Annotated in this window: 20 protein-coding genes and 1 pseudogene; 16 read left to right on the plus strand and 5 right to left on the minus strand. The window is 61.8% G+C overall.

Going from position 1 to position 26,708, the window contains the following annotated elements:
• The first annotated feature begins 226 nt into the window (after positions 1-226).
• Positions 227-388 (plus strand): hypothetical protein, encoded by a 162-nt coding sequence (locus GH656_RS17780; protein ID WP_174769748.1) that lies wholly within the window; start codon positions 227-229, stop codon positions 386-388.
• Here the strand turns inward: GH656_RS17780 and GH656_RS12015 are convergent.
• From GH656_RS12015 to hrcA, 3 genes are all read right to left on the minus strand, one after another.
• The gene (locus GH656_RS12015) at positions 360-767 is read right to left on the minus strand and encodes an RNA-binding S4 domain-containing protein (protein ID WP_153076144.1); all 408 of its coding nucleotides are present in this window, start codon (positions 765-767) and stop codon (positions 360-362) included. The two genes, GH656_RS17780 and GH656_RS12015, sit on opposite strands and share 29 nt — an antisense overlap.
• A 43-nt stretch (positions 768-810) precedes the next feature.
• Positions 811-1,878: a ferrochelatase gene (gene hemH, locus GH656_RS12020; RefSeq protein ID WP_153076145.1), complete on the minus strand. Its 1,068-nt coding sequence runs from the start codon at positions 1,876-1,878 to the stop codon at positions 811-813.
• 205 nt (positions 1,879-2,083) lie between these two features.
• Positions 2,084-3,103 carry a heat-inducible transcriptional repressor HrcA gene (hrcA, locus tag GH656_RS12025; protein ID WP_153076146.1) on the minus strand — a complete coding sequence of 340 codons (1,020 nt, stop codon included), beginning with the start codon at positions 3,101-3,103 and terminating at the stop codon, positions 2,084-2,086.
• A gap of 228 nt (positions 3,104-3,331) precedes the next feature.
• Here hrcA and GH656_RS12030 point away from each other — a divergent pair, with 228 nt between their 5' ends.
• The 3 genes from GH656_RS12030 to GH656_RS17785 all read left to right on the plus strand — a co-directional run bounded on the left by GH656_RS12030 (position 3,332) and on the right by GH656_RS17785 (position 6,486).
• Positions 3,332-4,234, plus strand: a complete 903-nt coding sequence (locus GH656_RS12030) for an NAD kinase (RefSeq protein ID WP_153076147.1) — start codon at positions 3,332-3,334, stop codon at positions 4,232-4,234.
• Positions 4,235-4,300: 66 nt separating this feature from the next.
• Positions 4,301-5,980, plus strand: coding sequence for a DNA repair protein RecN (gene recN / locus GH656_RS12035; RefSeq protein ID WP_153076148.1), 1,680 nt, complete (start codon positions 4,301-4,303; stop codon positions 5,978-5,980).
• A 146-nt stretch (positions 5,981-6,126) separates the two neighbouring features.
• Positions 6,127-6,486, plus strand: a complete 360-nt coding sequence (locus tag GH656_RS17785) for a hypothetical protein (RefSeq protein WP_174769662.1) — start codon at positions 6,127-6,129, stop codon at positions 6,484-6,486.
• On the opposite strand, the gene glnE is transcribed toward GH656_RS17785, so the two are convergent.
• Positions 6,437-9,229 (minus strand): bifunctional [glutamate--ammonia ligase]-adenylyl-L-tyrosine phosphorylase/[glutamate--ammonia-ligase] adenylyltransferase, encoded by a 2,793-nt coding sequence (gene glnE, locus GH656_RS12040; RefSeq protein WP_153076149.1) that lies wholly within the window; start codon positions 9,227-9,229, stop codon positions 6,437-6,439. The genes GH656_RS17785 and glnE overlap by 50 nt on opposite strands.
• A 198-nt stretch (positions 9,230-9,427) precedes the next feature.
• Between glnE and GH656_RS12045 the strand changes: the two genes are divergently transcribed.
• The 6 genes and pseudogenes from GH656_RS12045 (at position 9,428) to GH656_RS12070 (ending at position 18,734) form a co-directional block, all read left to right on the plus strand.
• Positions 9,428-13,681 (plus strand): YhdP family protein, encoded by a 4,254-nt coding sequence (locus GH656_RS12045; RefSeq protein WP_153076150.1) that lies wholly within the window; start codon positions 9,428-9,430, stop codon positions 13,679-13,681.
• A gap of 168 nt (positions 13,682-13,849) precedes the next feature.
• Positions 13,850-14,701 carry a carbon-nitrogen hydrolase family protein gene (locus GH656_RS12050; RefSeq protein ID WP_153076151.1) on the plus strand — a complete coding sequence of 284 codons (852 nt, stop codon included), beginning with the start codon at positions 13,850-13,852 and terminating at the stop codon, positions 14,699-14,701.
• A 149-nt stretch (positions 14,702-14,850) separates the two neighbouring features.
• Positions 14,851-16,316 (plus strand): annotated as a pseudogene (tldD, locus tag GH656_RS12055) (metalloprotease TldD).
• Positions 16,317-16,707: 391 nt separating this feature from the next.
• A complete protein-coding gene (aroG, locus tag GH656_RS12060; protein WP_153076152.1) occupies positions 16,708-17,781 on the plus strand; it encodes a 3-deoxy-7-phosphoheptulonate synthase AroG in 1,074 nt (357 codons plus the stop codon).
• A 279-nt stretch (positions 17,782-18,060) separates the two neighbouring features.
• Positions 18,061-18,399 (plus strand): type II toxin-antitoxin system RelE/ParE family toxin, encoded by a 339-nt coding sequence (locus GH656_RS12065; protein WP_153076663.1) that lies wholly within the window; start codon positions 18,061-18,063, stop codon positions 18,397-18,399.
• A gap of 2 nt (positions 18,400-18,401) precedes the next feature.
• Entirely contained in the window at positions 18,402-18,734 is a 333-nt protein-coding gene (locus GH656_RS12070) for a helix-turn-helix domain-containing protein (protein ID WP_153076153.1), read from the plus strand.
• A 37-nt stretch (positions 18,735-18,771) separates the two neighbouring features.
• Here GH656_RS12070 and GH656_RS12075 read toward each other — a convergent pair whose 3' ends face one another.
• Positions 18,772-19,326, minus strand: a complete 555-nt coding sequence (locus GH656_RS12075; RefSeq protein ID WP_153076154.1) for a cob(I)yrinic acid a,c-diamide adenosyltransferase — start codon at positions 19,324-19,326, stop codon at positions 18,772-18,774.
• A 304-nt stretch (positions 19,327-19,630) separates the two neighbouring features.
• On the opposite strand from GH656_RS12075, the gene GH656_RS12080 reads away from it, so the two are divergent.
• From GH656_RS12080 to proC, 6 genes are all read left to right on the plus strand, one after another.
• Entirely contained in the window at positions 19,631-21,046 is a 1,416-nt protein-coding gene (locus GH656_RS12080; protein ID WP_153076155.1) for an FAD-binding oxidoreductase, read from the plus strand.
• A gap of 63 nt (positions 21,047-21,109) precedes the next feature.
• On the plus strand, positions 21,110-22,603 hold the full coding sequence (locus GH656_RS12085; RefSeq protein ID WP_153076156.1) for an FAD-linked oxidase C-terminal domain-containing protein: 1,494 nt from the start codon (positions 21,110-21,112) through the stop codon (positions 22,601-22,603).
• 138 nt (positions 22,604-22,741) lie between these two features.
• Positions 22,742-23,830 carry a glycolate oxidase subunit GlcE gene (gene glcE / locus GH656_RS12090; protein ID WP_153076157.1) on the plus strand — a complete coding sequence of 363 codons (1,089 nt, stop codon included), beginning with the start codon at positions 22,742-22,744 and terminating at the stop codon, positions 23,828-23,830.
• 7 nt (positions 23,831-23,837) lie between these two features.
• Positions 23,838-25,064, plus strand: a complete 1,227-nt coding sequence (glcF, locus tag GH656_RS12095) for a glycolate oxidase subunit GlcF (protein WP_153076158.1) — start codon at positions 23,838-23,840, stop codon at positions 25,062-25,064.
• An 88-nt stretch (positions 25,065-25,152) separates the two neighbouring features.
• The gene (locus GH656_RS12100) at positions 25,153-25,851 is read left to right on the plus strand and encodes a YggS family pyridoxal phosphate-dependent enzyme (protein WP_153076159.1); all 699 of its coding nucleotides are present in this window, start codon (positions 25,153-25,155) and stop codon (positions 25,849-25,851) included.
• A 16-nt stretch (positions 25,852-25,867) separates the two neighbouring features.
• On the plus strand, positions 25,868-26,683 hold the full coding sequence (gene proC / locus GH656_RS12105) for a pyrroline-5-carboxylate reductase (RefSeq protein WP_153076160.1): 816 nt from the start codon (positions 25,868-25,870) through the stop codon (positions 26,681-26,683).
• Positions 26,684-26,708: the final 25 nt, after the last annotated feature.

The raw sequence follows: 26,708 nt of genomic DNA on the forward strand, positions 1-26,708 counted from the left end.
AACCGGTGCATAGAAAGAATGGGTTACATCAATGACCGGCGCATGACAGAGTTTTAATCAAATTGAGATTGAGACCGTCTGATGGCTCGCCTAGACTGGGCTAACGGGCTGTGCGACGCCGCGGCTGGCGTGCGCGATCCGCCCCGAACCGCCACGAACCGCCACGAACCGCCACTCCTGCCTGCCAGCACACCATCTTGTCTGGCAGCTATTTCAGAGAAGTGCCATGAAACTGACCTTTGCCATTTCGCTGGTCGCCCTAGTGCTGATTGCGACAACCACGACCATCTGTCTGTCCGGGGCGATCAGTAAAAACGCCTCTGAATACGACGAAATTCACGCTGCCCTGGAAAACCCGGTCAATCCTCTCCAGCTAGCTTGTCGATAATGCGCCGGTCACGTTTGGTCGGACGCCCGTGCAAGGTTGCGGCGGGCTCGCGGAAGGTTTTACGCCGCTCCAGCTCCTGTTGCCGCCGCACCCGGCTCTCAGCCGTTTCCGCGTACAGCGTTTGCGCGACGGTTGCAGGGCCGCGCACCTCGCAAAGACCCAAGACTGTCACCTGCCACACCATCCGGTCGATCTCGATTTCTATCAGTTCGCCCACGCGCACGTCCCGTGCGGGTTTAACGTGAACGCCTCCCACCCGTATGCGGCCTTTTTCGATCGCATCCGCCGCCAGTGAGCGGGTTTTGAAAAACCGTGCCGCCCACAGCCATTTATCAATACGCAAACGCGCGTCAGGTTCAGTCGAGATACGGTAATTCATGGTGGTCAACCAAGCGCTTGATGGGACTGGATACGGCGTGGACTCATGAGCTAGCGCCAGGCACTGGCGGCGTATGCACCGGCCAGCCCTGGAGGTTTTGCGCCACGATCTCGCCGAGGGCGGCGATCCATGCGGTAGAGGAATTCAGGCATGGAATCCGGTGGAACACCTTACCGCCCGCCTGTTTGAACTCCTCACACACTTCCATGCCGATTTCTTCAATGGTTTCAAGGCAATCGGCGGTAAATCCTGGACAAAACACATCCACCCGCCCAACACAGGCTGCGCCCAGTTCTTTTAGCGTCGGCGCGGTATAAGGCTGGAGCCATTCGGCCCGGCCAAAGCGTGACTGAAACGTCACGCGGCATTCGACCGTGCTCAAGCCCAGCGCCTGGATCAGCAATGCAGCAGTGACCTGGCACTGGCTGTGATACGGGTCGCCCAGATCGAGTGTGCTCTTCGGCACGCCATGAAAGCTCAGCACCAGCCGGTCGCCCGCGGCAAAATCCGGCCGGCCATGCACATGCCAGTAGTTCTGCACTTGTGCTGCGAGCGCGGCGATATAGGACGGGTGATCGGCGTAATGACGCACCGTGCGGATTTCGGGCTGATTGCGCATGCGCCGCAACGCCGCGAAAGCGGCATCAAAAGCCGTGGCTGTAGTGGATGAAGAATATTGCGGATACATCGGCATCAGCAGCACGCGCTCAGCGCCTGCGAGCTTCAGTTGATTCAGCATCGCGGGAATGCTGGGGGTGCCATAACGCATCGCGTATTCGACCGGCACCGCGTAGCCATTGATTTGCAGCAGATGGCGCAGGCCTTCGGTCTGTTTTTCAGTGTGAACCCGCAACGGCGAGCCTTCCGGCAACCACACCGAGGCGTATTTTTTGGCCGACGTGCGGCCACGCAGCGGCAGGATCAGCAAACGCAAAATGATTTGCCAGAGCACCGGCGGAATTTCAACCACACGCCGGTCAGATAAAAACTGTGCGAGATAACGGCGTACCGCGCGTGGTGTGGGTGCATCTGGCGTGCCGAGATTAATCAGCAAAACTGCAACACGATGTGACGCGGTGGGCTGCGATGGACGCTCTAGATCGAAACGCATAGGCAACGGGAACCGCAGTCAGCGGGCCATGGATTCAGGTGACGCATTATAGCCACGCCCTGGCCGTTGCCCACCTGGCCATCCGGCCGATTGGCGCAGCACAGCTAGTCAAGCATCATGGGCCTTACACCATCTCGGGCGTGCTGCACGAAGCCCGAGCTTTGAGCTTTGGCAAGCAATGCAGTGCATCGTCTGCTCCGTGCGCTTACTTCTGGTTCAGCGTCAACGACAGCAGCCGCGCCGTGATGTCAACAATCGGAATCACCCGGTTGTAGGCCATCCGGGTTGGCCCAATCACGCCGAGCGTGCCGACCACCTTGCCGTTCACCTCGTAAGGAGCCGTCACCACGCTCATTTCTTCGAGGGGCACGAGAGTCGATTCGCCACCAATGTAAATCTGCACGCCCTGAGCGTGGCTGGACACATCAAGCAACTGAAGGAGGCTGGTTTTCTGGTCAAAAACATCAAACAGCTTGCGCAAACGCGCCATGTCGGACGACAAATCAGCAACCTCCAGCAGGTTGCGTTCGCCCGAGATCAGCAAGGTTTCGCCGGTATCGGCGGCGTCCGTGCTGGCCGTGACGGCGGTGTGCATCAACGTCGTCATGTCGCCGCGCAGCTCGTCAATTTCCTCGCGCAAACGCCTGCGCACTTCGTCAAACGACAATCCGCCAAAATGCGCGTTGATGTAGTTCGACGCTTCGGTCAGTTGCGATGGCGAGAAGTCGCGCTGGGTCGCCATGATGCGGTTTTGCACGTCGCCTTCGGGCGTCACAATGATCAGCAAAATGCGCTTGTCGGACAAACGCATGAACTCGATCTGCCTGAAGACATGGCTACGGCGCGGTGTCAGCACGACCCCGGCAAACTGCGTCAGGCTGGACAGCACGCTCGCCGCCGCAGCCACGATTTTTTGCGGCTCGCCCGCTTGCAGCGTGGTCTGAACCACCCGCATCACCGCTTCTTCGTCAGCCGCCGATTCAACCGTCAGCATCGTGTCGACAAAGAGCCGGTAGCCTCGCGGCGTCGGCACTCGTCCAGCGGAGGTGTGTGGGCTGGTCACCAGCCCAAGCTCTTCGAGGTCGGACATCACGTTGCGGATGGTCGCCGGGCTCAGTTCCAGACCGGAAAAACGCGACAGCGTGCGCGAGCCTACTGGCTGGCCGTCAGCGATATAGCGTTCGATCAGGGTTTTAAGCAGAGTTTGTGCGCGAGGATCTAGCATGGCGAAATGTGGTGTCGCTTTAATGGCAGTGCAACTGCGGGTCCAGCCTCAACCCGCTGGCGAAGCACCTGCGAAAAGCAGTGCCTGGTCAGGCTCAAACTCGCCGCGGGTCGTCGGAACGGCGACATTTTAACGATAATCCCCGGCAGCGCTGAGCCAATCGCGGCGGCCTCGCTGGCCGGGACGTTCCCGGTTCTTTTCAGACCTTACCTATGGTGTAATGCCGCAATGCAAGTTTCCAGCCAGTTCAAAACCGTGGCGCTTGTCGGGCGCAGTAATACGCCGGGCATCGGCGAGCCACTTATCGCGCTTGCCACATGTATCGCCAGACGCGGCTTCGACGTCGTATTCGAAGCCGAAACTGCCCGCGAAATCGGTGTCTCAGGCTATCCCGCGTTACACCCCGCCGAGATCGGCGCACAGGCCGACGTGGCCGTGGTGCTGGGCGGCGACGGCACGATGCTCGGTATCGGCCGCCAGCTCGCGCCGTATAAAACCCCGCTGATTGGCATCAACCATGGCCGGCTCGGTTTTATCACCGACATCCCCGTCTCAGATATGCACGAGATCGTGCCGCAGATGCTCAGCGGCAGCTTCGAGCGTGAAGAACGCATGCTGCTCGAAGCTCGCATCATGCGCGGCAACCAGGTGATTTATCAGGCGCTCGCATTCAATGACGTGGTGGTCAACCGCAGTGGTTTTTCCGGTATGGCGGAGTTACGGGTGTCGGTCGATAACCGCTTCATGTACAACCAGCGCTCCGATGGCCTGATTGTCGCCACGCCTACAGGGTCAACCGCGTATGCGCTGTCGTCATCCGGGCCGATCCTGCATCCACAGCTTCAGGGGCTGGTGCTGGTGCCTATCGCACCGCATGCGCTGTCGAACCGGCCCATCGTGCTGCCGGACAACTCCAGGGTCAGCATCCAGATCATTGCGGGGCGTGACGTCAACGTGAATTTCGACATGCAGTCGTTCACCGCGCTCGAACTCAACGACACCATCGAAGTGCTCCGCTCGCGGCATACCGTGCCGTTTTTACATCCAGTCGGCTACAGCTATTACGCAACGCTGCGCAAAAAACTGCACTGGAACGAATACCCATCGCACGAAGACGATCCCGCGTCTTAAACCGTCACCCGCGCTGCATCCTTTTGTCTTTTTGTCCCCTTGGCTCTTTAAGCGAACTCACGTCCCATGCTTCGTCATCTCTCGATACGCGACTTTGTGATCGTGGCTACGCTCGATCTCGAATTCGACACTGGCTTTTCGGTTTTTTCCGGCGAAACCGGCGCGGGCAAGTCGATTCTGATTGATGCGCTAGCCCTGACGCTCGGCGCGCGCGCTGACGCCAGCGTGGTTCGCACCGGGCAGACACGCGCCGACATCAGCGCCGAATTCGACACCCATGCGCAAGTGGAACGCTGGCTCGACGACCTGGCGCTCAATCAGACACCACGTGCCGCTGAAACCGATCCGCCCGTCAGTACGGTGATGCTGCGCCGGGTGATCGACACGCATGGCCGCTCGCGGGCGTTTATCAACGGCACAGCGGCCACCCTCACGCAGTTACGCACGCTGGGCGAAATGCTGGTGGAAATACACGGGCAGCACGCCCACCAACTGCTGATGCGCCCAGAGGCGCAGCGGGAGTTATTCGATACCCATGCGGGCCTGCTGGCCTCAGCGGCTGAGGTCAACCGCGCCTGGCGCAACTGGCGCGAAGCCACGCAGGCAATCGAGCAGGCGCGTGTGCGTGAGCGCGAGCTGCAACTCGAACGCGAGCGGCTCGCCTGGCAACTGGCGGAGCTCGACAAGCTCGCGCCCCAGCCGGGTGAATGGGAAGAAATCAATAGCGAGCACCGGCGGCTGTCTCACTCCGCGAGTCTGATTGACGGCGTTCAGGACGCGCTCAGCATCCTGTCCGAATCAGACGCGGCGATGTTGACGCAACTCGCCGCCGTCACCTCGAAACTACGCGCGCTGGCCAGCATTGATCCAGCGCTCAATGACGCGCTGGCGGCGCTTGAGCCCGCCGAAATCCAGTTGCAGGAAGCGGCTTACTCGCTAAGCCATTACGCGCAACGGCTCGAACTCGATCCCCAGCAACTCGCCCGGGCTGAAACACGTCTGGAGGCGCTGCATTCGGCGGCCCGCAAATTCCGCCTTCAACCCCATGCGCTGCCCGAAGAGCATGCCGCGCGCCAGGCGCAACTGGCCGCGCTCGATGCAGCCGCCGATCTCGATCATCTGCTCGCTCTCGAAGCCCAGGCGCGCGACGCCTATTTCGTGCAAGGCAAACAGTTGTCGCAGGCGCGCGCGCAGGCAGCCGCGACATTAGGCGCGGCAGTCAGTGCCGGGATGCAGGATCTTTCGATGGCGGGCGGGTGCTTTGAGATTGCGCTCGTACCTCAGCCAGAAGGCAGCGCGTATGGCCTGGAGCAAATTGAATTCCGCGTGGCGGGCCACGCCGGGGTGCCGCTGCGGCCCCTCGCCAAGGTTGCCTCAGGTGGAGAGCTGGCGCGTATCAGCCTCGCGCTGGCCGTCATCGCTAGCGCCGCCAGCCCAACGTCGACGCTGATCTTCGATGAGGTGGATACCGGCATTGGCGGCGGCGTCGCGGAAGTCGTCGGCCGCTTGTTGCATCAGCTTGGACACGAGCGCCAGGTGCTGTGCGTCACACATTTGCCGCAGGTCGCGGCACGTGGCAACCATCACTTCCAGGTGACCAAGGCTTCCGACGGCGCGAACGGCACGCTCAGCACCGTCACGCCGCTCGACCGGGCCAGCCGGGTTGAAGAAGTAGCGCGCATGCTCGGCGGGCTGGCTATTACCGCGACGACACGCAAACACGCGAAAGAAATGCTGGCGGCGTAGAGGTGGTATGCGCTGGCATGGTGCAACAGCCTGAGATGGTCTCAGGCGGCGGTGTTTGCGGGTAACTAAAACTAAACCAGAGAGGCATCCGCGAATGGTGTAACGCTCATGCGGCCGACAAAGCAGCACAGCAAGGACAGCCAGCGGTGCTGAAGCGCTATCTGTGCCACCTGCGCGTGCTGTTGCTGTTGCTGTTGCTGTTGCTGTTGCTGTTGCTGTTGCTGTTGCTGTTGCTGTTGCTGTTGCTGTTGCTGTTGCTGTTGCTGTTGCTGTTGCTGTTGCTGTTGCTGTTGCTGTTGCTGTTGCGCTGTTGCTGTTGCCCTACTGCCGTTGCCGTACTACGCGCTCTGCCATGCCGCCGCTCTCCCTCCGCCGCGCACCTACACCCTCCACGCGTTACCGCCGAAATCGCAAGCAAGACGCCCCGCTCACCGCGCCGCCGTGCGCCTCCCGCCACTAGCCAAACACCCGTTCCCACAAGCGCAGCACCGCCGCGCGCTCGGTAGCAACGCTCGCGGGGTCCACTCGCGCGGTCTCCATGCCGTCCAGCCGCAGCTTGTGCTGCAAGCGCCGATAGGTCCGGTACGCCGCCCCCACTTCGTCAGCTTCCGCCTCGCTCATCAACCCAAGCCGCGACATCTTGCGCAGCAGCGTGATGTTGCCGGTATTGCTAATCAGTTCGGGCGCTTGCGCGGCGTGCAGCAGCACCCAGTACTGCACCGTGAACTCGATATCGACCATGCCGCCGCGGTCGTGTTTCAAATCAAATAACGCGCTGCGGTTCGGATGCCCTGCGGCTACCTTGGCCCGCATCTCCACGATGTCGCGCGCCAGCGCGGCAGCTTCGCGTGGCATCGTCAGCACCTGCTCGCGGATCGTTTCGAATTTCGCGCCGATCTGTGCGTCGCCCGCGCAGTAGCGGGCTCGTGACAACGCCTGGTGCTCCCAGACCCAAGCCGTGTTCGCGGCATCGCCTTCGCGTAGCTGGTAGCGGCGAAACGCGTCCAGATCCGTCACCAGCAAGCCCGATTCGCCGTTCGGCCGCAAACGCAAATCGATGTCGAACAGCGAGCCAGCCCCGGTTGCCGTCGTGAGCCAGGTAATCAGCCGCCGGGTGAACAGCGCATAAGCCTCGGCGGCGGCTTCGTCAGCATCGTCGTACAGAAAAATCAGGTCGAGATCCGACGCGTAGCCTAGCTCCTTGCCCCCCAATTTGCCGTATGCAATCACGGCAAAACGCGGCACGTCGCGGTGCCGTTTGGCGAAGTGATGCCAGACTGCTTCGAGCGTCACGTCCAGCACCGCATCAGCCAGCGCGGAAAGCTGGTCGCTCACGTGCTCCACGCTTAACTTGCCGGCCAGATCAATCAGCAGGATGCGGAATACCTCGGCGTGATGTGCATGCCGCAGCAGGTCCATCTGCTGCTCAACGCCGTCCGTTGCAGCCAGCCTGCGCCGCAGCGATGCCCTGAATTCAGTCCAGTCGAACGGGCTGGCAATGGCCTCGTCATCCAGCAGTTCATCCAGCAATTGCGGATGGCGAATCAAGTAGCCCGCAGCCCAGCGCGAGGCACCCAGCACGGACAGCACGCGATGCAGCGCCACTGGGTATTCGGTCAACAACGCCAGATAAGCGCCGCGCCGGCTCACCGCTTCGAGCAGGTCAAAGCAGCGCGCCACCACGTCGCCGCGCCGCTCACGCGGCTCCAGCGTGCGTGCGGCTTCCAGTGCGCGTTGCGCCACGCAGTCGAAACGTTGGCGGCTGCGCTCTGCCAGCCCGGCATAACGTGCCGATTGCCACACCCCGCGCAAGCGCGCCAGCAACGCGCCGGGTTGCTCAATCCCAAGCGCCTGCAACTGCGCGTGCAACGCGTCGTCGGCGCTGTCGTCGTCGAGCGCGCTGCTCCAGAGCCACGCGGCGGGGCTATCGTCCGGCACGCCGCAGCCGTTCTGGCCATTCACCTTGTCGGCAAAAATCTGGTCGAACTGGTGTTCCACCTGCTCGCGGTAAAGATCAAGTTGCGCCATCAGCGCCGGGTAGCTGTCGAACCCCATGACCCGTGCCAGACAGGCCCGCTCTTCAGCATCGACCGGCATCGCGTGGGTTTGTGCGTCGTTGCGGTATTGCAAGCGGTGCTCCAGGCGGCGCAAGAAGCGATAGGCCTGTGTCAGCGTGGCGCACACCGCTGGGTCGATCAGCGCCTGGTCTGCCGCATGCTGTAGCACCGCTAACGTCGGCTTCACACGAAAACCCGCGTCCTGCCCGCCGCGGATCAGTTGAAACACCTGCGCGCTGAATTCGATTTCGCGGATACCGCCCCGGCCCAGCTTGATGTCATCGGCTTTGTCAGGACGCATTGACGCGCGGCGCTGGGCTTCCTGACGAATCTGCACATGCAGCGCGCGAATCGCATCAATCACGCCGAAATCGAGGTAACGGCGGTAAACGAACGGCGTCACGATGGCCTCAAGCTGCTGCGCGAGCCGCTGTGCGGCCGCACTGGTGGGCTCTGACACCAGCCGGCCCTTGATCCACGCGTAACGCTCCCACTCGCGGCCCTGCACGTAGAAATACTCTTCGAGCATGCCGAGGCTGCAAACCAATGGCCCCGCATCGCCGTTGGGCCGCAGCCGCATATCAACGCGAAACACATAACCATCGGCGCTCAGTTCCGCCAGCACGCCAATCAGACGCTTGCCCAGCCGGGTGAAATATTCCTGCACCGGAAGCGCCGCGCGCTGGCCACCGGTGGTGTCGCCGTCATCTTCATAGATAAAGATCAAGTCGATATCGGACGACACATTCAGTTCGCGCCCGCCCAGCTTGCCCATGCCAACCACCCCTAGCACCAGCTTTTCCCCCTGGGGCCCGCGCGGCTCGCCATACAGCACCTCCAGTTCAGCCGACAGCACGGCCAGCGCGCGCTGGAGCGCAATTTCGGCCAGATCAGTCATCGTGCCAGTGACTTCCGCGACATCGGCAGTGCCAGCCAGATCGCGCTCCATCACCGCGCAAAACACTTCCGTGCGCCATTGGCGCAGTGCTTTTTTCAAGCGCTCTTCACCCAGCGCTGCCCCTGATGCTCCACCCAGCGCCTCGCACAACGCGTCGAAGCGGGCTTCAAGACGCTCCCGTGTCAGGGGCTCTGCCGCAAGGGCAGCAATCTGTTCAGCCAGTGCCGGGCGGGCAGTCAGCGCACGCTGGGCGTACTGCGAATAGCGGGCACTCAAAAGGGTGTGGTCAGTCATCGAAAGTCGGGCTCGGAAGGGAGGCTGGATGGGTCGCGGGAGAGGGCGCGGGAGGGTGTCTGAATTGCTGTTGCATGAGCCGGAGCAAGGCTTGTACCAAGGCCCAGCAAGGGCTCTGCCGAGCGGCAGGAGCGGGGAAGCCATGTGTTACATTCCACCGCTAAACCGCAAAACTACCACACCCATTCGCGCCGCCGCATGTCCGAGCGAACCCCCTCCGCCGACCCGCCTCCTGCCCAGAATCCGCAGCGCAGCCGCCCTGGCGACCACGCGCTACTACGCCATACGCTTCGGCTGGCACTGTGCTTCGCTATCCTGCTTTATTTCCTCGCTGCCGGACTTTTTCTGGGGCTGCGCTACGGCGTCCTGCCACGCATCGACGCATTGCGCCCGCGCATCGAGGCCATCGTCTCGGACAAACTCCATGCGCAAGTCACCATCGGCCGGCTCACCCCACGCTGGAGTGGTTTCCAGCCTGGCCTTGAGCTCACCGAGCTCACCATCCGCGAGCGCAACGGGCAAGTCGGGCTACGCATTCCGCATGCCAGCGCGACGCTGTCATGGAAGTCGCTCTGGCACTTCACTCCGCTGCTTTCCAGCCTGATCGTCGATCAACCCGATCTGCTGATAGCTCGTGCCAGCGACGGCACGCTGTCGGTCGCAGGCGTGCCGATGCAAGGTGCCCACAGCAACGACAACGCCTTCACCACCTGGCTGCTGCGTCAGCAAGCAATCGTGCTGCGTGGCGGCACGCTGCGCTGGCGCGACGCACGGCATGCAGCACCCGAACTGACGCTCCGCGACCTCCGTCTGGCGGTCCTGAACGACGGCACGGACCACCGGCTCGCGCTCCAGGTATCACCCGATGGCACCTTGCTGCATGGCCCGCTGGATTTTCGCGTGCGCTTTAGTCATGCGCGCCTCGCGGCTACCGGCAAACCCGGCAACTGGCGTGGCGAAGCCTATATGGCAACCGGCCCGGTCGATCTGCCGGCGCTGGCGCAACGGGTCAAGCTGCCGATCGAGATTTTTGCCGGGCGGGTCGACAACACCATCTGGTTCGACTTTGCCGATGGCCGTCTAACCTCAGCCAGCGGCAAGCTGAGCGGCGCTGAAATCGCCTTGCGCGTGCGCGCGACCCAACCACGCCTGAACGTGCCAGCCGCACGCTTTCGCTGGGCGCTCGCCATCGAGCCCAACGACTACACCTTGCAGTTGCACCGTCTGCGCGCCGAACTCGGACAAGCACCGCTGGCAGATGGCACGCCCCTCACCCGCACCCTGGCGCTCAATACGTTTACCGGGCGCTACCGCGCCGCGGCGCAGCAACACGGCCTGCTGCTGAGCGTCAACGGCGACCGCGTCGATCTAGGCATCCTCGCTGAATTCAGCCGCGCGCTGCCGCTACCGCAGCGTTTTCTGAACGAACTGGTGCGCTTCGATCCACGCGGGCTGGTGGCCAATTACGTGATGTCCGTTGAACGTGCCGCACCCGACTCCGGCAATGCCACCGGTGAGCATGTAACCAGCGGCGACACCGAAGCCCTGCTGCATTACCGGCTCAAGGCGGATCTCCAGGGGATCAGCATGGCCGCTCAAGAACCACCACCGGGGCTGACCGCACATAACCACCCCCGCGCCGGGCTGCCTGGCTTCGAAAACCTGTGGGGCACCATCGACGCCGACGAAACCCATGGCGCCGTCGCGCTCGATACGGCACAAGGTGCGCTCACGCTGCCGGGGGTATTCGACGACCCTCATCTAAGCTTCGACCGGCTGCAAGGCCGCGCCCAATGGACCATCGGCCCCACCGCAACAGGCCAGCCGCACAAGGCATTCACGCTCAGCGTGCCAACCTTCAGCGTGGCCAACCCGGATGCCGCCGCGACGCTCAGCGCCAGCTACAGCAATCCCGGTCATGGACGTGGCTCACTCGACTTGAAAGCGCGTTTCGAGCGTGCCCAGGTCAAGCGCATCGTGCGTTATTTGCCAACCAGCATCAGCGAGCATCTGCGGCAGTATCTCGGCCACGGCCTGCAGGCGGGGGTCTCACACGGCGCGACGATTGAAGTGCGCGGCAATCTGGACAAATTCCCGTATACCCATGAGCCGAAAACGGGCGTATTCCAGATCAGTGCACCGTTCCGTGGCGGCAAGTTCGATCCGTCGCCCTATCCGCCGCAGAAGATGAAGGACGGCACGCCGAATCTCTGGCCCGCGCTGGAGGGCATCGACGGCACCTTCACGCTGCAGCAGAACCTGCTGCGGCTCGATGTCAGCCGCGGTCATTACCGGCGGGTGGTATTCAGCGGGGTCAAGGGCGGAATCGACGATTTAGGCTCACTGACGTCGAGCTTCATCATCTCCGGCGCGGCCAATGGCCCGCTGGCCGACATGCTGGATTACGTCGATCAAAGCGCGCTTGGCGGCATGACGCGGCACGTCAGCAACCGTCTGCACGCGGAGGGTCCGGCTACGCTCAAGCTCAAACTGACTGTGCCGCACACACCTCACCCCCATCCGGCAGTGGAAGGCTCGCTGGCGTTTGAACGTAACCAGCTCACGCTGAATGGCATGCCGCCACTATCGCAACTGAATGGCGTGCTGCATTTCAGCAGCCACACCGCGCATGCTGAGCAACTGCGCGGCCGCTTCATGGGCGGTGAGGTGCGCGCCAGCGGAGATCTACAGGAAAACGGCCATTACGCGTTTGACGTCTCAGGGCAGATGGCGCTTGATGCCGCTCAGCGTCTTGAGCTTTATCCCCCAGCGGCCCAACTGCTCAAGCATGTGCGCGGCAACGCGCCCTATCGCCTCAGCCTGAGCGGTGCCCGAGGCGGCCTGCCTGTCGTCAATGCCCAAGCCGATCTCACCGGTTTGGCACTGGCCTTCCCAGCCCCCTTCAACAAACCCGCGGGCACACCGATGCCACTGCGCCTTGCGTTCCAGCCTGCCGCATCCGCTGCATCCACCATAGCGGGCACCGCAAGTTCAGCGGGCGCAGACACCCGCCTGCACCGCGCAGATTTAACCTTCGGCCCGCTCACCGCGTCGTACCTGCTGCGGCGCACAGCAGCAGCACAAGCACCATTCAGCGTGGTAAGCGGGGCGATTGGCCTGAACCGGCCGGTCGAGCTACCCGCGGCTGGCGTCACCGCCACGGCCGATATCAGCACGCTCGATGCCGACGCCTGGCGCACGCTCGCCGCCGAGATCCGCCCCGCCAGCGCCACGGCCGGGCCAAAGTCTGCGGCATTCTCCGCGTCGAATTTCAGCAGCAGCACGCTCACACCGTTCTTGCCGAACCAGTTCGCCATCCACATCGGCAACCTGACCTTGCTCAAGCGCCACTGGGACAGCGTGGTCATTGGCGCATCGCGCTCCGAAGACAAATGGCAAGCCAATATCGTTTCGAACCAGGTGTCAGGACACGTCGCATGGCTGCCAGGTGCCCAGCAGAATTCGCCCGGCACGCTCCAGGCGCGCTTCGCGCGGCTGGTGATTCCGTCAGCCAGCGAGAACGACCTGCTGGGCCAGGCTATCGCCGCGCCCGCGCAGAACATGCCGTCGATTGATCTGGTGGTCAACGAGCTGATCGTGCGCGACCGCCCCGTCGGCCAGCTGCGCGTGGACGCGCACAACGTCGAGGAAGACGGCGTGCCGATCTGGCGTCTGGATTCGCTCGAAATCATCAACCCCGCCGCCCAGCTAAGCGCCACCGGCAACTGGCGCACTGCGCGCCGCTTCGGCAAGCAGATCGACGAGGACACGCCACGGCGCTCAGTATTCGATTTCAAACTCGATATCAAGGACGCTGGCTCGCTGTTACAGCAAGCCGGACTGCCGCACACCATCAAGGCCGGAGCCGGCACGCTGACGGGCAAGGTCGGCTGGCGCGGCGGGCCGACCACGGTCGATTACCCGAGCCTTGGAGGCCATCTGGCGCTCGACTTGCGTCACGGTGAAATTCTCAAGGTCGACCCTGGCGTGGCCAAACTACTGGGCGTGCTGAGCCTGCAAAGCCTCACGCGCTTGCTGAGCACGCTCAGCTTCCGCGACGTGATCGGCGAAGGCCTGCCGTTTGAACACGTATCGGGCACCGGCACCATTCGCAACGGCGTCGGCCGCACTGACGATTTCGAATTGGTGACGGCCCCCGCTCGCGCTGACCTGCAAGGTTCAGTCGACCTCGCGCACGAAACCCAGGACCTGCGGGCCCATATCGTGCCGACGCTAAGCGCAGGGGCCGCCGTGGTAGCCGTGACGGTCATTAACCCTCTGCTTGGCCTGGGCGCGCTAGCGGCCGATCTGGCGCTGACGCAATCTATTGCTGTGGCCTTCGCCCAGAACTACGCGATTACCGGCTCGTGGTCGAAACCGCACATTGAGCGGGTCCACGGCGATCACGGTAAGATGAGCCGCATGCCAGCAACGGCCACAGAGGCGGAGTAAAAGGCTTGGCAACACGCCGCTCCCGCCTCTCTCGACAGCCTTGCTGGCTTTTTCTGGTTGTGCCGCATCCCGCATCCCAGGCCTCATATTCCGCGCGGCTCGCGTGCTTTTTTGTGACCTTGGTGCCATTCTCTTGCCACCTTTTCGCCCGGAGTCTTCCGCCCACTCATGAGCGACTCACACGCCACTGCGCCCCTCCCCTCAGCGCTCCTCAGCCCAACCTGCCGCGTGGCCGCGCTGCAAATGGTGAGCACCCCCGATCTCGAACGCAATCTGGCAGATGCCGGGCACCTGATCGCCGAAGCTGCCGCCGCAGGCGCGCAACTGGTGCTGCTGCCCGAATATTTCTGTTTCATGGGGCAGCACGAAAGCGACAAGCTCGCGTTGCGTGAAACCTGGCGCGACGGCCCAATTCAACGTTTTCTCGCTGATGCCGCGCAGCGTCACAAGCTCTGGATCATTGGCGGCACCTTGCCGCTCACCGCCCCCGACACCTCACGTGTACTCAACAGCACGCTGGTTTTCGACCCGCAGGGCAACGAAGTCGTCCGGTACGACAAAATTCACCTGTTCAGCTTTGAAAAAGGGGATGAATCGTTTGATGAAGCCCGCACGATCAGCCCTGGCCATGCAATCCAGACCTTCGATGCCCCGTTTGGCCGAGTCGGGCTATCGGTCTGCTACGATCTGCGCTTTCCCGAGCAGTACCGGCGTATGGGCGACTGCGCGCTGATCGTCGTGCCATCGGCCTTCACGCACACCACTGGCCGCGCGCACTGGGAAACCCTGCTACGCGCCCGCGCCATCGAAAACCAGTGTTACGTGCTGGCCGCCGCACAAGGCGGCAAGCACGAAAATGGCCGCCGCACCTGGGGGCACAGCATGCTGATCGACCCATGGGGCCAAATTCTGGCGGTGCGCGCCGAGGGCGCAGGGGTGGTCAGCGGCGAGCTTGAGCTGGCGCGCATCAGCGAAGTCCGGCAAAGCCTGCCCGCCTGGCGTCACCGAGTGCTGGACTGATGCCACTGCAACCGCCATACAGCCTCCAATGCGGCCCCCGATGCAGCCCTACCTAACAAACACCGGTATTGAAAGCCTCGCGTGCCACACCCATGTACCGGCAAACGCCGCCCCACTCCCAATCCTGAATTGACACAACACTACTGCGCATGAATCTCATCGAACCCGGCATCCGAAATCTCGCAACCGCCAAAGACGTGTTACTCACGCCCTACGGCCTCGACGAAGCGCTGCTGCTGCGCACACTCGCCGACATCTTCACGCATCGGGTCGATTACGCGGACCTGTACTTCCAGACCACCCGCAGCGAGGCCTGGAGCCTCGAAGAAGGCATCGTCAAATCAGGCAGCTTCAGCATTGACCAGGGCGTTGGCGTGCGCGCGGTATCCGGCGACCGGACCGCGTTTGCTTATTCAGATGATCTATCCCCTGAAGCCATTCATCAGGCAGCCCTCGCCACGCGTTCCATTGCCCGCGCAGGCGGCGGCAGACAAAAAATCAAGGTTGCCAGCGCACTCAAAGGAATTGCCGGACGCGACCTGTATCTGCCATCCGACCCGCTGCATTCGCTCGACGCCACCGCCAAGGTCAAGTTGCTCGAGCGCATTGAACAAATGGCGCGTGGCCGTGATCCACGCATCACTCAGGTCATGGCAGGTCTCGCTGGCGAATACGACGTGGTGCTGGTTGCGCGCAGCGATGGCGCGCTGGCAGCCGATATCCGCCCGCTGGTGCGGGTCTCGGTCACCGTGATCGCCGAACACAATGGCCGCCGCGAAATCGGCAGCGGCGGCGGCGGCGGACGTTTCGATTACGGCTACTTCACGGACGAAGTGCTGTCACGCTATGTCGACGACGCCGTGCATGCGGCACTGGTCAACCTCGATGCCCGTCCGGCACCCGCTGGTGCGATGACGGTCGTGCTCGGGCCAGGCTGGCCTGGCGTGCTGCTGCACGAGGCGATTGGCCACGGCCTGGAAGGCGATTTCAACCGTAAGGGGTCTTCAGCATTTGCTGGGCAAATTGGTGAACGAGTCGCGGCTAAAGGCGTCACCGTGGTGGATGACGGCACACTGCCAAACCGGCGCGGCTCGTTGAACATCGACGACGAAGGCAATCCGACGCAATGCACCACACTGATTGAAGACGGCATCCTGAAAGGCTATATCCAGGACACGCTCAACGCCCGCCTGATGAAAATGCCGGTCACCGGCAACGCGCGCCGCGAATCCTATGCCGCGCTGCCCATGCCACGCATGACCAACACCTACATGCTGAACGGCGACAAAGACCCGCAAGAAATCCTCGCTTCGGTCAAAAACGGACTGTATGCGGTGAACTTCGGGGGGGGCAGGTGGATATTACGAACGGCAAGTTCGTGTTCTCGGCATCCGAGGCTTACATGATCGAAAACGGCAAGATCACTTACCCGGTCAAGGGCGCAACGCTGATCGGCAGTGGGCCGGAGTCGCTCAAGTACGTCAGCATGATCGGCAATGACATGGCACTCGATAGCGGTGTCGGCGTGTGCGGCAAGGAAGGGCAAAGCGTGCCGGTCGGCGTGGGCCAGCCCACCTTGCGCATCGACAAAATGACCGTTGGCGGCACCGCCTGATCCGCCAAGAACCTCACAATTTCAGCAAAATCAGACCAATTTTTGCGGATAATCCGCATATTTACCTGCGCAGCCTTGCAAGACAAGCCTGCGCAGGTTATAAAGCCACTCATCTTGTTTGTGCCAGCCATTACGCTTACCAACCGCCACCATGTCCGCCAAATTTTATTTTTATTTTTTCTGGCATCTCTTGCCGCTGGCGGATCGAGAGAGGTGTTAGCGCGTATCAAACACCCACATTTTCGAAAAACCGCCAGCCTGTCTGGCGGTTTTTTTTCGTCCAGCGCAGCACTCGCTCACGACCCTTTACCGCCATCTGCATTTTGTCCGCTCCGCCCCACCGCTTTCCGGGCCAGTGCGAACCTGCTAAATCTGCTTCCAGGAGAACGACATGCCCCCGCATAACACCGACGACGTCCGTATTCGAGAACTGAAAGAACTGACCCCACCGGCCCATCTGATCCGTGAATTTGCCTGCAATGAGACCGTCTCCGACCTGATCTACCATTCGCGCGAAGCCATGCACCGCATTCTGCATGGGATGGAAGACCGGCTGATCGTCATCATCGGCCCCTGCTCGATTCACGACACCAAAGCCGCGCTCGAATACGCCCACAAGCTCGTTGAACAACGCAAGCGTTTTGCCGGTGAGCTCGAAATCGTGATGCGGGTGTATTTCGAAAAACCCCGGACCACCGTGGGCTGGAAAGGCCTGATTAACGATCCGCACCTCGACAACAGCTTCAAGATCAACGACGGCCTGCGCACCGCCCGTGAGTTGCTGCTGCGTATCAACGAACTAGGCCTGCCAGCCGGTACCGAATATCTCGACATGATTAGCCCGCAATACATCGCGGATCTGATTTCGTGGGGCGCGATCGGTGCCCGCACCACCGAATCGCAGGTACACCGCGAACTCGCCTCAGGCTTGTCCTGCCCGGTCGGCTTCAAAAACGGCACGGATGGCAACGTCAAGATCGCCGTCGATGCAATCAAAGCCGCATCCCAGCCTCATCATTTTCTTTCCGTCACAAAGGGTGGCCATTCAGCCATCGTCTCGACGGCGGGCAATGAAGACTGTCACATCATCCTGCGCGGCGGCAAAACGCCCAACTACGATGCCGACAGTGTTGACGCCGCTTGCGCCGACATCAGCAAAGCCGGGCTCGCGGCTCGCCTGATGGTCGATGCCAGCCACGCGAATAGTTCTAAAAAACACCAGAACCAGATCCCTGTTTGCGCCGATCTTGGCCGCCAGATCGCAGGCGGCGACAGCCGCATTGTCGGCGTCATGATCGAGTCTCATCTGGTGGAAGGCCGCCAGGACTTGCAGGAAGACAGCCCGCTGACCTACGGCCAGAGCATCACCGACGCCTGCATCGGCTGGGATGAAAGCGTGAAGGTACTGGAAGACCTGGCTCAGGCGGTCAAGCAACGGCGCATGCGCGCCTCTGGCGGTAACTAGCCCGCGCCAGCCATTGTTTGAACGTCTGCCTGAAGACCAGGCGCGACGCACCTGAACCGCTGAATCGAATGCCCCCCAGAAGCTGGACATCCGTCCTGATTTCTGGGGGGCAATTTATTTCGGAATCCATCGCTATAGCCAGCCAGCCGAATAGCGCACCTGCAAGCCCCCCAGTACCTTTGATGGCATGAGGCAGCGTCGTCAGACCACCTCAAGGACGTATCAGGAGACTTGACCACATCCGAATACGCGTATACCATTTTGTACATGCAGGTGTTTATGGACCATGAAAAAGAAGTTCGCTGGCTGGGCTCCAGCTACCGTGACCTACTCGCATTTCCCGACGAACCGCGCCGTGAAGCAGGCTTCCAGCTCAGCAAGATTCAGGCTGGTCTCGATCCCGACGACTGGAAACCTTTTCATGCTGCGGGCCCCGGCACCCGCGAAATTCGCATCCGTGAAAGCCCCGGCATCTTCCGGGTCATCTACGTCGCCAAATTTGTGGAAGCAGTGTATGTCCTGCACTGCTTTCAGAAAAAAACCCAAACCACCAGCAAGCAGGACAAAGACATTGCCGAAGCGCGTTATCGCGCAATCATCAACCACTTCAAAGGATAGTCATGACCATCGACACTCAGATCCGTCACGTCACCAAACCCGGTGCCAATCTTTTCCTCGAACTCGGCTTCTCTCCGGAAGAAGCCGCCCGCCTCCACGCCGCATCGCAAAAACAGATCAACGACACTCGCGTCCTGAAAGAGCAACTGATGACCGAGCTCACCAGTTGGATCGAGCAACACCATCTGAAGCAGTCTGAAGCCGCAGAGATTCTGATCGTGTCTCGTCCCCGCGTCTCCGACATCGTGAACAAGAAAACCACCAAATTCACCATCGACACCCTCGTCCAAATGCTCAGCCGGATCGGCAAACCCGTCACGCTGACCGTCGGCTAAGTGCATGCACGCCTGAATTCATCGGCATGCCCGACACTTATTTCACCGAACGTTCGTGGTGCCATAGCACGTCGTGGCCCCCACTACTCCGGTTCAACACCCGCGCCAGCACAAACAGCAAATCGGACAACCGGTTCACATACTGGCGCGGCATTGCATTTAGTGTTTCAGCTTGCTCAAGCGCCACAATCGTGCGTTCAGCCCTGCGGCATACGGTCCGGCAGACATGAGCGAGCGCGGCGGCGCGCGAGCCGCCTGGCAAAATAAATTCTTTTAGCGCGGGCAGCGTCGCGTTGTAATCGGCCAGCCAGCCGTCAAGACGTGCCAGATGTGGCAGCCCCAGCATCGTATGGCCCGGAATACACAATTCACCGCCCAGATCGAACAGGTCGTGCTGCACAGCAATCAACGCGGCGCGCACATCGTCTGGCATCGCTTCACACAGCAGCACGCCAATGTGCGAGTTCAACTCATCAACATCGCCTATCGCCGTAATGCGCGTGCTGTCTTTACGCACGCGGCGGCCATCGCCCAAGCCGGTCGTGCCATCGTCACCGGTGCGAGTCGAAATCTTGCTCAAGCGGTTGCCCATGATGTCTCCATGTCTGTATTACGTCGGTTATGGTTGCCCCGGGTTGCCCGGGCTCGCCTATCAAATAGCGCCAGATACTCTGTGATGCTTCAGTGATGCCCCATCGCCGCCCGTTCCAGCTTCTTCGCGTCTTTCAGCGCAAAGCACAAACGCGCAACAGGCAAACAACCCGGCCAAGGCACAGAAAAGCCGCCGCCATTATAGGTTTGGGCCCGCTGACACCTTCGTCCAGCAAGGGATCGGCGTAAAATGGCCGACACTTCACACCCACGTGCTAATCACACTGCGCCATCAGGAGAACTGCGTGAATCACTTTGCGCCGCCCGTATCCACACGCCGTCCTTTCCCCGCTGAACTCTTCACCCAGCTTCAAGCCGCGTTCGGTGAACGCGTATCAACCGCACAAGCGGTGCGCGCCCATCATGGCCGCGACGAATCGCCCTTCGAGCCGCAACTGCCCGATGCCGTCGTATTCGCCCACAACACGGCTGAAGTGCAAACCGTCGTCAAACTGTGCGGCCAGCATGCCGTGCCCATCATTGCGTATGGCAGCGGCTCGTCGCTAGAAGGGCACTTGCTGGCCGTGCAAGGTGGCGTCTCGATTGATCTCTCAGAAATGAACCAGGTGTTGTCGATCAATGCCGAAGACCTCACTGTTACCGTCGAACCCGGCATCTCACGCAAGCAGCTCAACGAAGCACTACGTGATACCGGCCTGTTCTTCCCCATTGATCCAGGCGCGGATGCCAGCATCGGCGGCATGACCGCAACACGCGCCTCGGGCACCAATGCCGTGCGCTACGGCACCATGCGCGAAAACGTGCTGGGCTTAAGTGCGGTGCTTGCTGACGGCACACTCATCAAAACCGGCACCCGCGCACGCAAATCATCGGCGGGCTACGACCTGACGCGGCTTTTCGTCGGCTCGGAAGGCACGCTGGGCATCATCACCGAAATCACGCTGCGGCTCTATCCGCAACCCGAGGCGATCTCGGCTGCGGCCTGCACTTTCCCCTCAATGAGCGACGCGGTGCGCGCCGTCATCGAAACCATTCAGATCGGCGTGCCGGTGGCCCGGGTCGAATTCGTCGATGCGCTGGCGATTCGCGCCATCAACCGTCATTCAAACCTGACGCTGCGCGAAGCACCTACGCTGTTCTTTGAATTCCATGGCACTCAGGCGGGCGTGCAAGAGCAAGCCGAACTGGTGCAGGAAATCGCTGCGCAAAACGCTGGCGAAGGATTCGAATGGGCCACCCGCCCGGAAGATCGCAGCCGCCTGTGGAATGCTCGTCACAGCGCTTACTTCGCCATGCTGCAACTCAAGCCTGGCTGCCGTGCCGTCACCACGGATGTCTGCGTGCCCATTTCCCGGCTGGCGCAATGCGTGGCCGACACCGAAGCCGATTTGCAGACGTCAACCCTTCCCTGCCCGATCGTCGGTCACGTCGGTGATGGCAATTTTCACGTGGCCATCCTGATAGACCCGGACATTCCTGAGGAACGCGTCGAAGCTGAGCGCCTGAACCATCGCATCGTCCAGCGCGCCATCCAGATGGACGGCACCTGCACGGGCGAGCACGGCATCGGCCTGCACAAGATGAGCTTCATGCTGGAAGAACATGGCCCAGCGGCAGTGGCCACCATGCGCGCCATCAAACAGGCACTCGATCCAGACAACCTGATGAACCCCGGCAAGATTTTTTCGTGGGCAGCCTAGCCACGCCCCACCGGCCAGTACACGCGGCTTGAGCCGCACGTCCGGATGCAGGAGGAGACCTCGATGAATGCCCCCGCCGATCTCTCGGCCCATGCGTTGTTCCAACGTCAGCGCGAAGTCGTCCAGGCGCTGATGGCGGTGCTGCCCAACCATTGCCTGCTATACCGCGAAGAAGACACCGTCGCTTACGACTGCGATGGTCTGAGCGCCTACCGCTGCTTGCCGCTGGCCGTCGCGCTGCCGGAAACCGAATCGCAGGTTCAGCGCATCGTCCAGATTTGCCGCCGGCTTGAAGTGCCCATCGTGCCGCGCGGCGCGGGCACAGGGCTGTCCGGTGGCGCGATGCCAATCAGGCATGGCGTCGTGGTCTCGCTCTCGCGCCTGCGCAAAATCCTCGGCGTCGACTCCTACGCCCGCACCGCGACGCTACAGCCGGGCGTGCGCAACCTCGCCATCTCTGAAGCCGCCGCACCTTATGGGCTGTACTACGCGCCCGACCCGTCATCACAAATCGCCTGCACCATCGGCGGCAACATCGCGGAAAACTCTGGCGGCGTACATTGCCTGAAATACGGCCTCACGGTACACAACGTGCTGCGTGTACGGGCCATCACGATGGACGGCGATATCGTCGAATTCGGCTCGCTCGCCCCGGATGCGCCGGGGCTCGATCTGCTCGCCGTCCTGATTGGCAGTGAAGGCATGTTTGCCATCGTCACCGAAGTCACCGTCAAGCTGATTCCTCGGCCACAAACGGCTCAGGTCATCATGGCCAGTTTCAGCGATGTGATCCAGGGCGGCGATGCGGTGGCAGGAATCATCGCGGCCGGCATTATTCCTGCAGGGCTGGAGATGATGGACCGCGCGGCGATACACGCCGTCGAAGAATTTATTCACGCGGGGTACGACCTGGACGCCTCGGCAATTTTGCTATGCGAATCAGATGGCACGGCGGAAGAAGTGGCCGACGAAATCATCCGGATGAGCACCGTGCTGCGTGAGTTCGGTGCCACACGAATCCAGATTTCACGCTCCGAAACCGAACGGCTGCGGTTTTGGTCTGGACGTAAAAATGCCTTCCCGGCTGCAGGACGGCTGGCACCTGACTACTACTGCATGGATGGCACAGTGCCACGCCGCAGTATTGGCTCGCTGCTGGCGCGCATTGAGGCGATGGAAACCCGCTATGCGCTGCGCTGCATCAATGTGTTCCACGCGGGCGATGGCAACATGCATCCGCTGATTCTGTTCAATGGCAACGATCTCGACGAATGGCACCGCGCAGAAGCCTTCGGTGCGGACATTCTGGAAAGCTGCGTCGAACTGGGCGGCACCATTACGGGCGAGCACGGCGTTGGCATCGAAAAAATCCGTTCGATGTGCGTGCAGTTTTCGCCAGAAGAACGCGATGCGTTCCATGCAGTAAAGCGCGCGTTTGATGCGCCCGGCCTGCTCAACCCGGACAAAGGTATTCCGAGCCGTGCGCGCTGCGCCGAATACGGCAAGATGCACGTGCGCGGCGGCCTGTTGCCGCATCCTGATTTGCCACGGTTCTAGCGCGAACGTTAGCGCCAGCAATGCACCTCCAGGCACAGCAAAACCCGCTCCAGATATCGAAGGCTGTGGGTCTGCGCTGAGTTACTGGCCTGGCGCGGCCAGCTACAATCGGCCGAAACACCAACAATCCGAGACACCATGCAAGACGATGAGACTGTCGCCGTTTGGGCCGAACAAATCCGTTCAGCCAGCCACGAAGGGCGCGCGCTGCGCTTTCGCGGCGGCGGCACAAAAGACTGGTACGGCGAAACACTTGAAGGTGAGATCCTCGACACCCGCGCCCATCATGGCATCCTGGCCTACGACCCGGCAGAGCTCGTGATCACCGCGCGGGCCGGCACACTCCTTGCCGAAATCGAAGCCACGCTCGCCGGACACGGCCAAATGCTGGCGTTCGAGCCGCCGCATTTCGGCACTCAAGCCACGCTGGGCGGCTGCATTGCGGCAGGGCTCGCAGGGCCGCGCCGCCAGGCATCAGGCGCACCACGCGATTTCGTGCTGGGCGCGGCCGTTATGAATGGCCACGGCCAGACACTGCATTTCGGTGGCCAGGTGGTGAAAAATGTGGCGGGCTATGACGTTTCGCGCCTGCTTGCCGGGTCGCTTGGCACGCTAGGGCTGATTGTGTCGCTATCACTCAAGGTGCTGCCCCAGGCCAAAGCTGAAACCACTCTGAAATTCGACATGAATGGCACCGACGCGGTGCGCAAGCTCAACGAGTGGGGCGGCCGGCCATTGCCTATCAGCGCCAGCGCCTGGCGCGATGGCACGCTCGCGCTCCGCCTGAGCGGTGCCGAAGCCGCCGTGAAAGCCGCCCGCACCACGCTAGGCGGCGAAGTCGTTGATGCAGTCGAAGCCGCGCGGTTCTGGATTAGCCTGCGTGAACAAACCGATCCGTTTTTTACGCTTATCGAGCCCAATGCGGCGCTATGGCGTCTGGCCTTGCCCTCCGTTACCGAGCCGCTGCAATTGCCTGGCGCGCAGTTAATGGAATGGGGTGGCAGCCAGCGCTGGTGGATCACCGATACCGATGCCCAGACCGTGCGCATGAGCGCGAAACAAGCAGGTGGCCACGCCACGCTGTTTCGTTGCGGCCCCCGCTACGACCGGGCGGCTGGCGTATTTACCCCGCTTTCAGCACCGCTGATGAAGATTCATCGCGGCCTGAAAAGCGTTTTCGACCCGGCGCGTATTTTTAATCGCGGCCGCCTCTACCCCGACTTCTGAGCGCGCGATGCAAACCAGTCTGGCGGACTTTATTCGCAACACTCCCGATGGCATCGAAGCCGATGCCATCTTGCGCAAATGCGTCCATTGCGGCTTTTGCACAGCCACTTGCCCGACCTACCAGTTGCTCGGCGATGAGCTCGACAGCCCGCGCGGACGCATCTATCTCATCCGGCAAATGGTGGAAGGCGCACCAGTGACACGCAGCACCCAAATGCATCTGGACCGCTGCCTAACCTGCCGCAACTGCGAAACCACCTGCCCTTCGGGCGTGCAGTATGGACGGCTGATCGACATCGGCCGCAAGGTAGCCGCTGAAAAAATCACCCGCCCGTTCAGGCAACGGCTGCTGCACCGGATACTGGCCAGCTTCATCCCCAATAGCACGCTCTTCACGCCCGCCATGCGGCTCGCCCAGCATCTGCGCCCGCTGCTGCCCCGCAAGCTGCGCGACAAGGTGCCGTCACGCCAGCGGCCACTTGTGTGGCCCACCGGCCGGCACCCGCGCAAGATGCTGATGCTGGCCGGCTGCGTCCAGCCGGCGATGATGCCTAACGTCAATATCGCCACCGCCCGCGTGCTGGATGCGCTCGGCATCGAAACCCTGATTGCGCCAGAAGCTGGCTGCTGCGGCGCGATCCGGCTTCATCTAGGCTACCCAGACGAAGCACTCGCTGACATCCGCGCGAACATCGATGCCTGGTGGCCTTACGTCGAACAGGGCGTCGAAGCGATCGTGATGAACGCTTCGGGCTGCGGCGTCACCGTCAAGGAATACGCTTACCTGCTGCGCGACGACCCGGCCTATGCGACCAAAGCCCAGCGCATTACCGGGCTGACCCGCGATATTTCTGAAGTCCTCTCAGGCAGCGAGGCCGCACTGGCCATGCTGCGCCAGCGCCGCACCATCCACACGGTGGCGTTTCATCCGCCCTGCACGCTGCAACATGGCCAGCAGTTGCGTGGACAGATCGAACAGCTGCTGGACGCGCTTGGCGTTGAAGTGCACCTGCCCACCGATAGCCATCAGTGCTGCGGCTCAGCCGGAACTTACTCGCTGACGCAACCGGCGCTGGCTTATGCGCTGCGTGACCAGAAACTGGAACGGCTGAACGCCCACGAAGTGCAAGTCATCGTCTCAGCCAATGTGGGTTGCATCACGCACTTGCAGAGCGGCACCGCAACCCCTGTGGTTCACTGGATCGAACTCGTCGAGCATATGCTGTCGCACTAGTGGCGTCACCTCGGCCATCCGGCCAGGTGGCGGCAACAGGTAGCGTCCGTATAATTCCCCGCATTGCTCCCGTGGCACCCGTTACCTTATGTCCGATCTCCTGCGTAACCTCGATGCCGTTCAGCAACGTATCGCTCAAGCTAGCCAGCTTGCCGGGCGGGCACCCGGTTCAGTCACCCTGCTCGCGGTATCCAAAACGTTTCCGGCCGAAGCCGTCCGCGCTGCATACGAAGCTGGCCAGCGCGCATTCGGTGAAAACTACGTCCAGGAAGCGCTGCTCAAAATCGAGGCGCTAGCCGATCTGCGCGCCACACTCGAATGGCATTTCATCGGGCCCTTGCAGTCGAACAAAACCCGTGTGGTCGCTGAACATTTCGATTGGGTGCATTCCGTCGAGCGCCTGAAAATCGCCCAGCGTTTGTCGGAACAACGGCCCAGCGTCTTAGCGCCGCTCAATGTGTGTCTGCAAGTGAATGTCAGCGGTGAAGCCTCAAAAAGCGGCGTCACGCCAGACCAGGCCGCCGCGCTCGCCCATCAAATAGCCGCGCTGCCCAGGCTGCGTCTGCGCGGCCTGATGGCGATTCCCGAGGCAGCGTCTAGCAGCGCGGCCCAGCGCGCGCCGCATCACCAGTTACACGCACTCTTTGAACGACTCCGCACCGATGGCCTGGCGCTCGATACCTTATCTATGGGCATGTCGGCCGATCTCGAAGCGGCCGTGCTCGAAGGCTCCACCATCGTCCGGATCGGTACAGCGATCTTTGGCGCACGCGATTACTCTCACTGACCCTCCCGGAGCTTTCATGAAAATTGCTTTTATAGGCAGCGGCAATATGGCTGCCGCACTCATCGGCGGATTAATCAAACGCGGCGTGGCACCCGCCAGCCTGTACGCGATTGATCCAAATACGGAAGCACGCCAACGCTGTGCCGAACAATTCGGCATCGAAACCGCAGCGCAAGCAGGTCCGGCGCTGGCGTCGTTTGATGCCATCGTGCTGGCCGTGAAACCGCAGATCGTGAAAAACGTCGCCGCTGGGCTCGCCGCGCATCTCTCGGCCTCGCAACTGGTGATCAGCATCGTCGCAGGCATTCGCGCTGACGATCTGTCACGCTGGCTCAACGGCCATGCCCGTGTGGTTCGCACAATGCCGAACACCCCGGCGCTAATCGGCATGGGCATCACCGGGCTGGCCGCTACGGCTGGGGTCGAAGAGGCAGGGCGCGAGCTCGCCTCCCAGGTGCTGGGCGCAGTCGGCCAAACCGTGTGGGTCAAAGACGAAGCGCAGATCGACGCCGTGACGGCAATTTCCGGCAGCGGCCCAGCCTATGTGTTCTATTTCATCGAGGCGTTGCAGGAAGCGGCGCGGCAACTAGGCCTGGATGACGCACAAGGGCGTGCACTGGCCGTTGCCACCTTCACGGGTGCCGCGCAACTCGCGGCGCAATCCGACGAGCCAGCCAGCGTGCTGCGCGAGCGTGTCACCTCAAAGGGCGGCACCACGGCGGCGGCGCTCAATGCATTCGACGCGCAAGGGGTCAAAGACGCTATCGTGCGCGGCGCGCTGGCCGCCGATGCCCGGGCCAAAGAAATGGGAGAAGAATTCGGCCAGCAGTAAGCCCGCCGGCCGCCCCCGGGCAATC

The organism is Paraburkholderia bonniea (genome assembly GCF_009455625.1).
Lineage (GTDB): Bacteria > Pseudomonadota > Gammaproteobacteria > Burkholderiales > Burkholderiaceae > Paraburkholderia > Paraburkholderia bonniea.

Coding starts and splice junctions, on each gene's coding strand:
- GH656_RS17780 (WP_174769748.1), top strand. CDS start 227: ATGAAACTGACCTTTGCCATTTCGCTGGTCGCCCTAGTGCTGATTGCG.
- GH656_RS12015 (WP_153076144.1), bottom strand. CDS start 767: ATGAATTACCGTATCTCGACTGAACCTGACGCGCGTTTGCGTATTGAT.
- GH656_RS12070 (WP_153076153.1), top strand. CDS start 18,402: ATGACCATCGACACTCAGATCCGTCACGTCACCAAACCCGGTGCCAAT.
- hemH (WP_153076145.1), bottom strand. CDS start 1,878: ATGCGTTTCGATCTAGAGCGTCCATCGCAGCCCACCGCGTCACATCGT.
- GH656_RS12100 (WP_153076159.1), top strand. CDS start 25,153: ATGTCCGATCTCCTGCGTAACCTCGATGCCGTTCAGCAACGTATCGCT.
- GH656_RS12065 (WP_153076663.1), top strand. CDS start 18,061: ATGGACCATGAAAAAGAAGTTCGCTGGCTGGGCTCCAGCTACCGTGAC.
- aroG (WP_153076152.1), top strand. CDS start 16,708: ATGCCCCCGCATAACACCGACGACGTCCGTATTCGAGAACTGAAAGAA.
- GH656_RS12085 (WP_153076156.1), top strand. CDS start 21,110: ATGAATGCCCCCGCCGATCTCTCGGCCCATGCGTTGTTCCAACGTCAG.
- proC (WP_153076160.1), top strand. CDS start 25,868: ATGAAAATTGCTTTTATAGGCAGCGGCAATATGGCTGCCGCACTCATC.
- GH656_RS12075 (WP_153076154.1), bottom strand. CDS start 19,326: ATGGGCAACCGCTTGAGCAAGATTTCGACTCGCACCGGTGACGATGGC.
- recN (WP_153076148.1), top strand. CDS start 4,301: ATGCTTCGTCATCTCTCGATACGCGACTTTGTGATCGTGGCTACGCTC.
- glcF (WP_153076158.1), top strand. CDS start 23,838: ATGCAAACCAGTCTGGCGGACTTTATTCGCAACACTCCCGATGGCATC.
- glcE (WP_153076157.1), top strand. CDS start 22,742: ATGCAAGACGATGAGACTGTCGCCGTTTGGGCCGAACAAATCCGTTCA.
- GH656_RS12030 (WP_153076147.1), top strand. CDS start 3,332: ATGCAAGTTTCCAGCCAGTTCAAAACCGTGGCGCTTGTCGGGCGCAGT.
- hrcA (WP_153076146.1), bottom strand. CDS start 3,103: ATGCTAGATCCTCGCGCACAAACTCTGCTTAAAACCCTGATCGAACGC.
- glnE (WP_153076149.1), bottom strand. CDS start 9,229: ATGACTGACCACACCCTTTTGAGTGCCCGCTATTCGCAGTACGCCCAG.
- GH656_RS12045 (WP_153076150.1), top strand. CDS start 9,428: ATGTCCGAGCGAACCCCCTCCGCCGACCCGCCTCCTGCCCAGAATCCG.
- GH656_RS12050 (WP_153076151.1), top strand. CDS start 13,850: ATGAGCGACTCACACGCCACTGCGCCCCTCCCCTCAGCGCTCCTCAGC.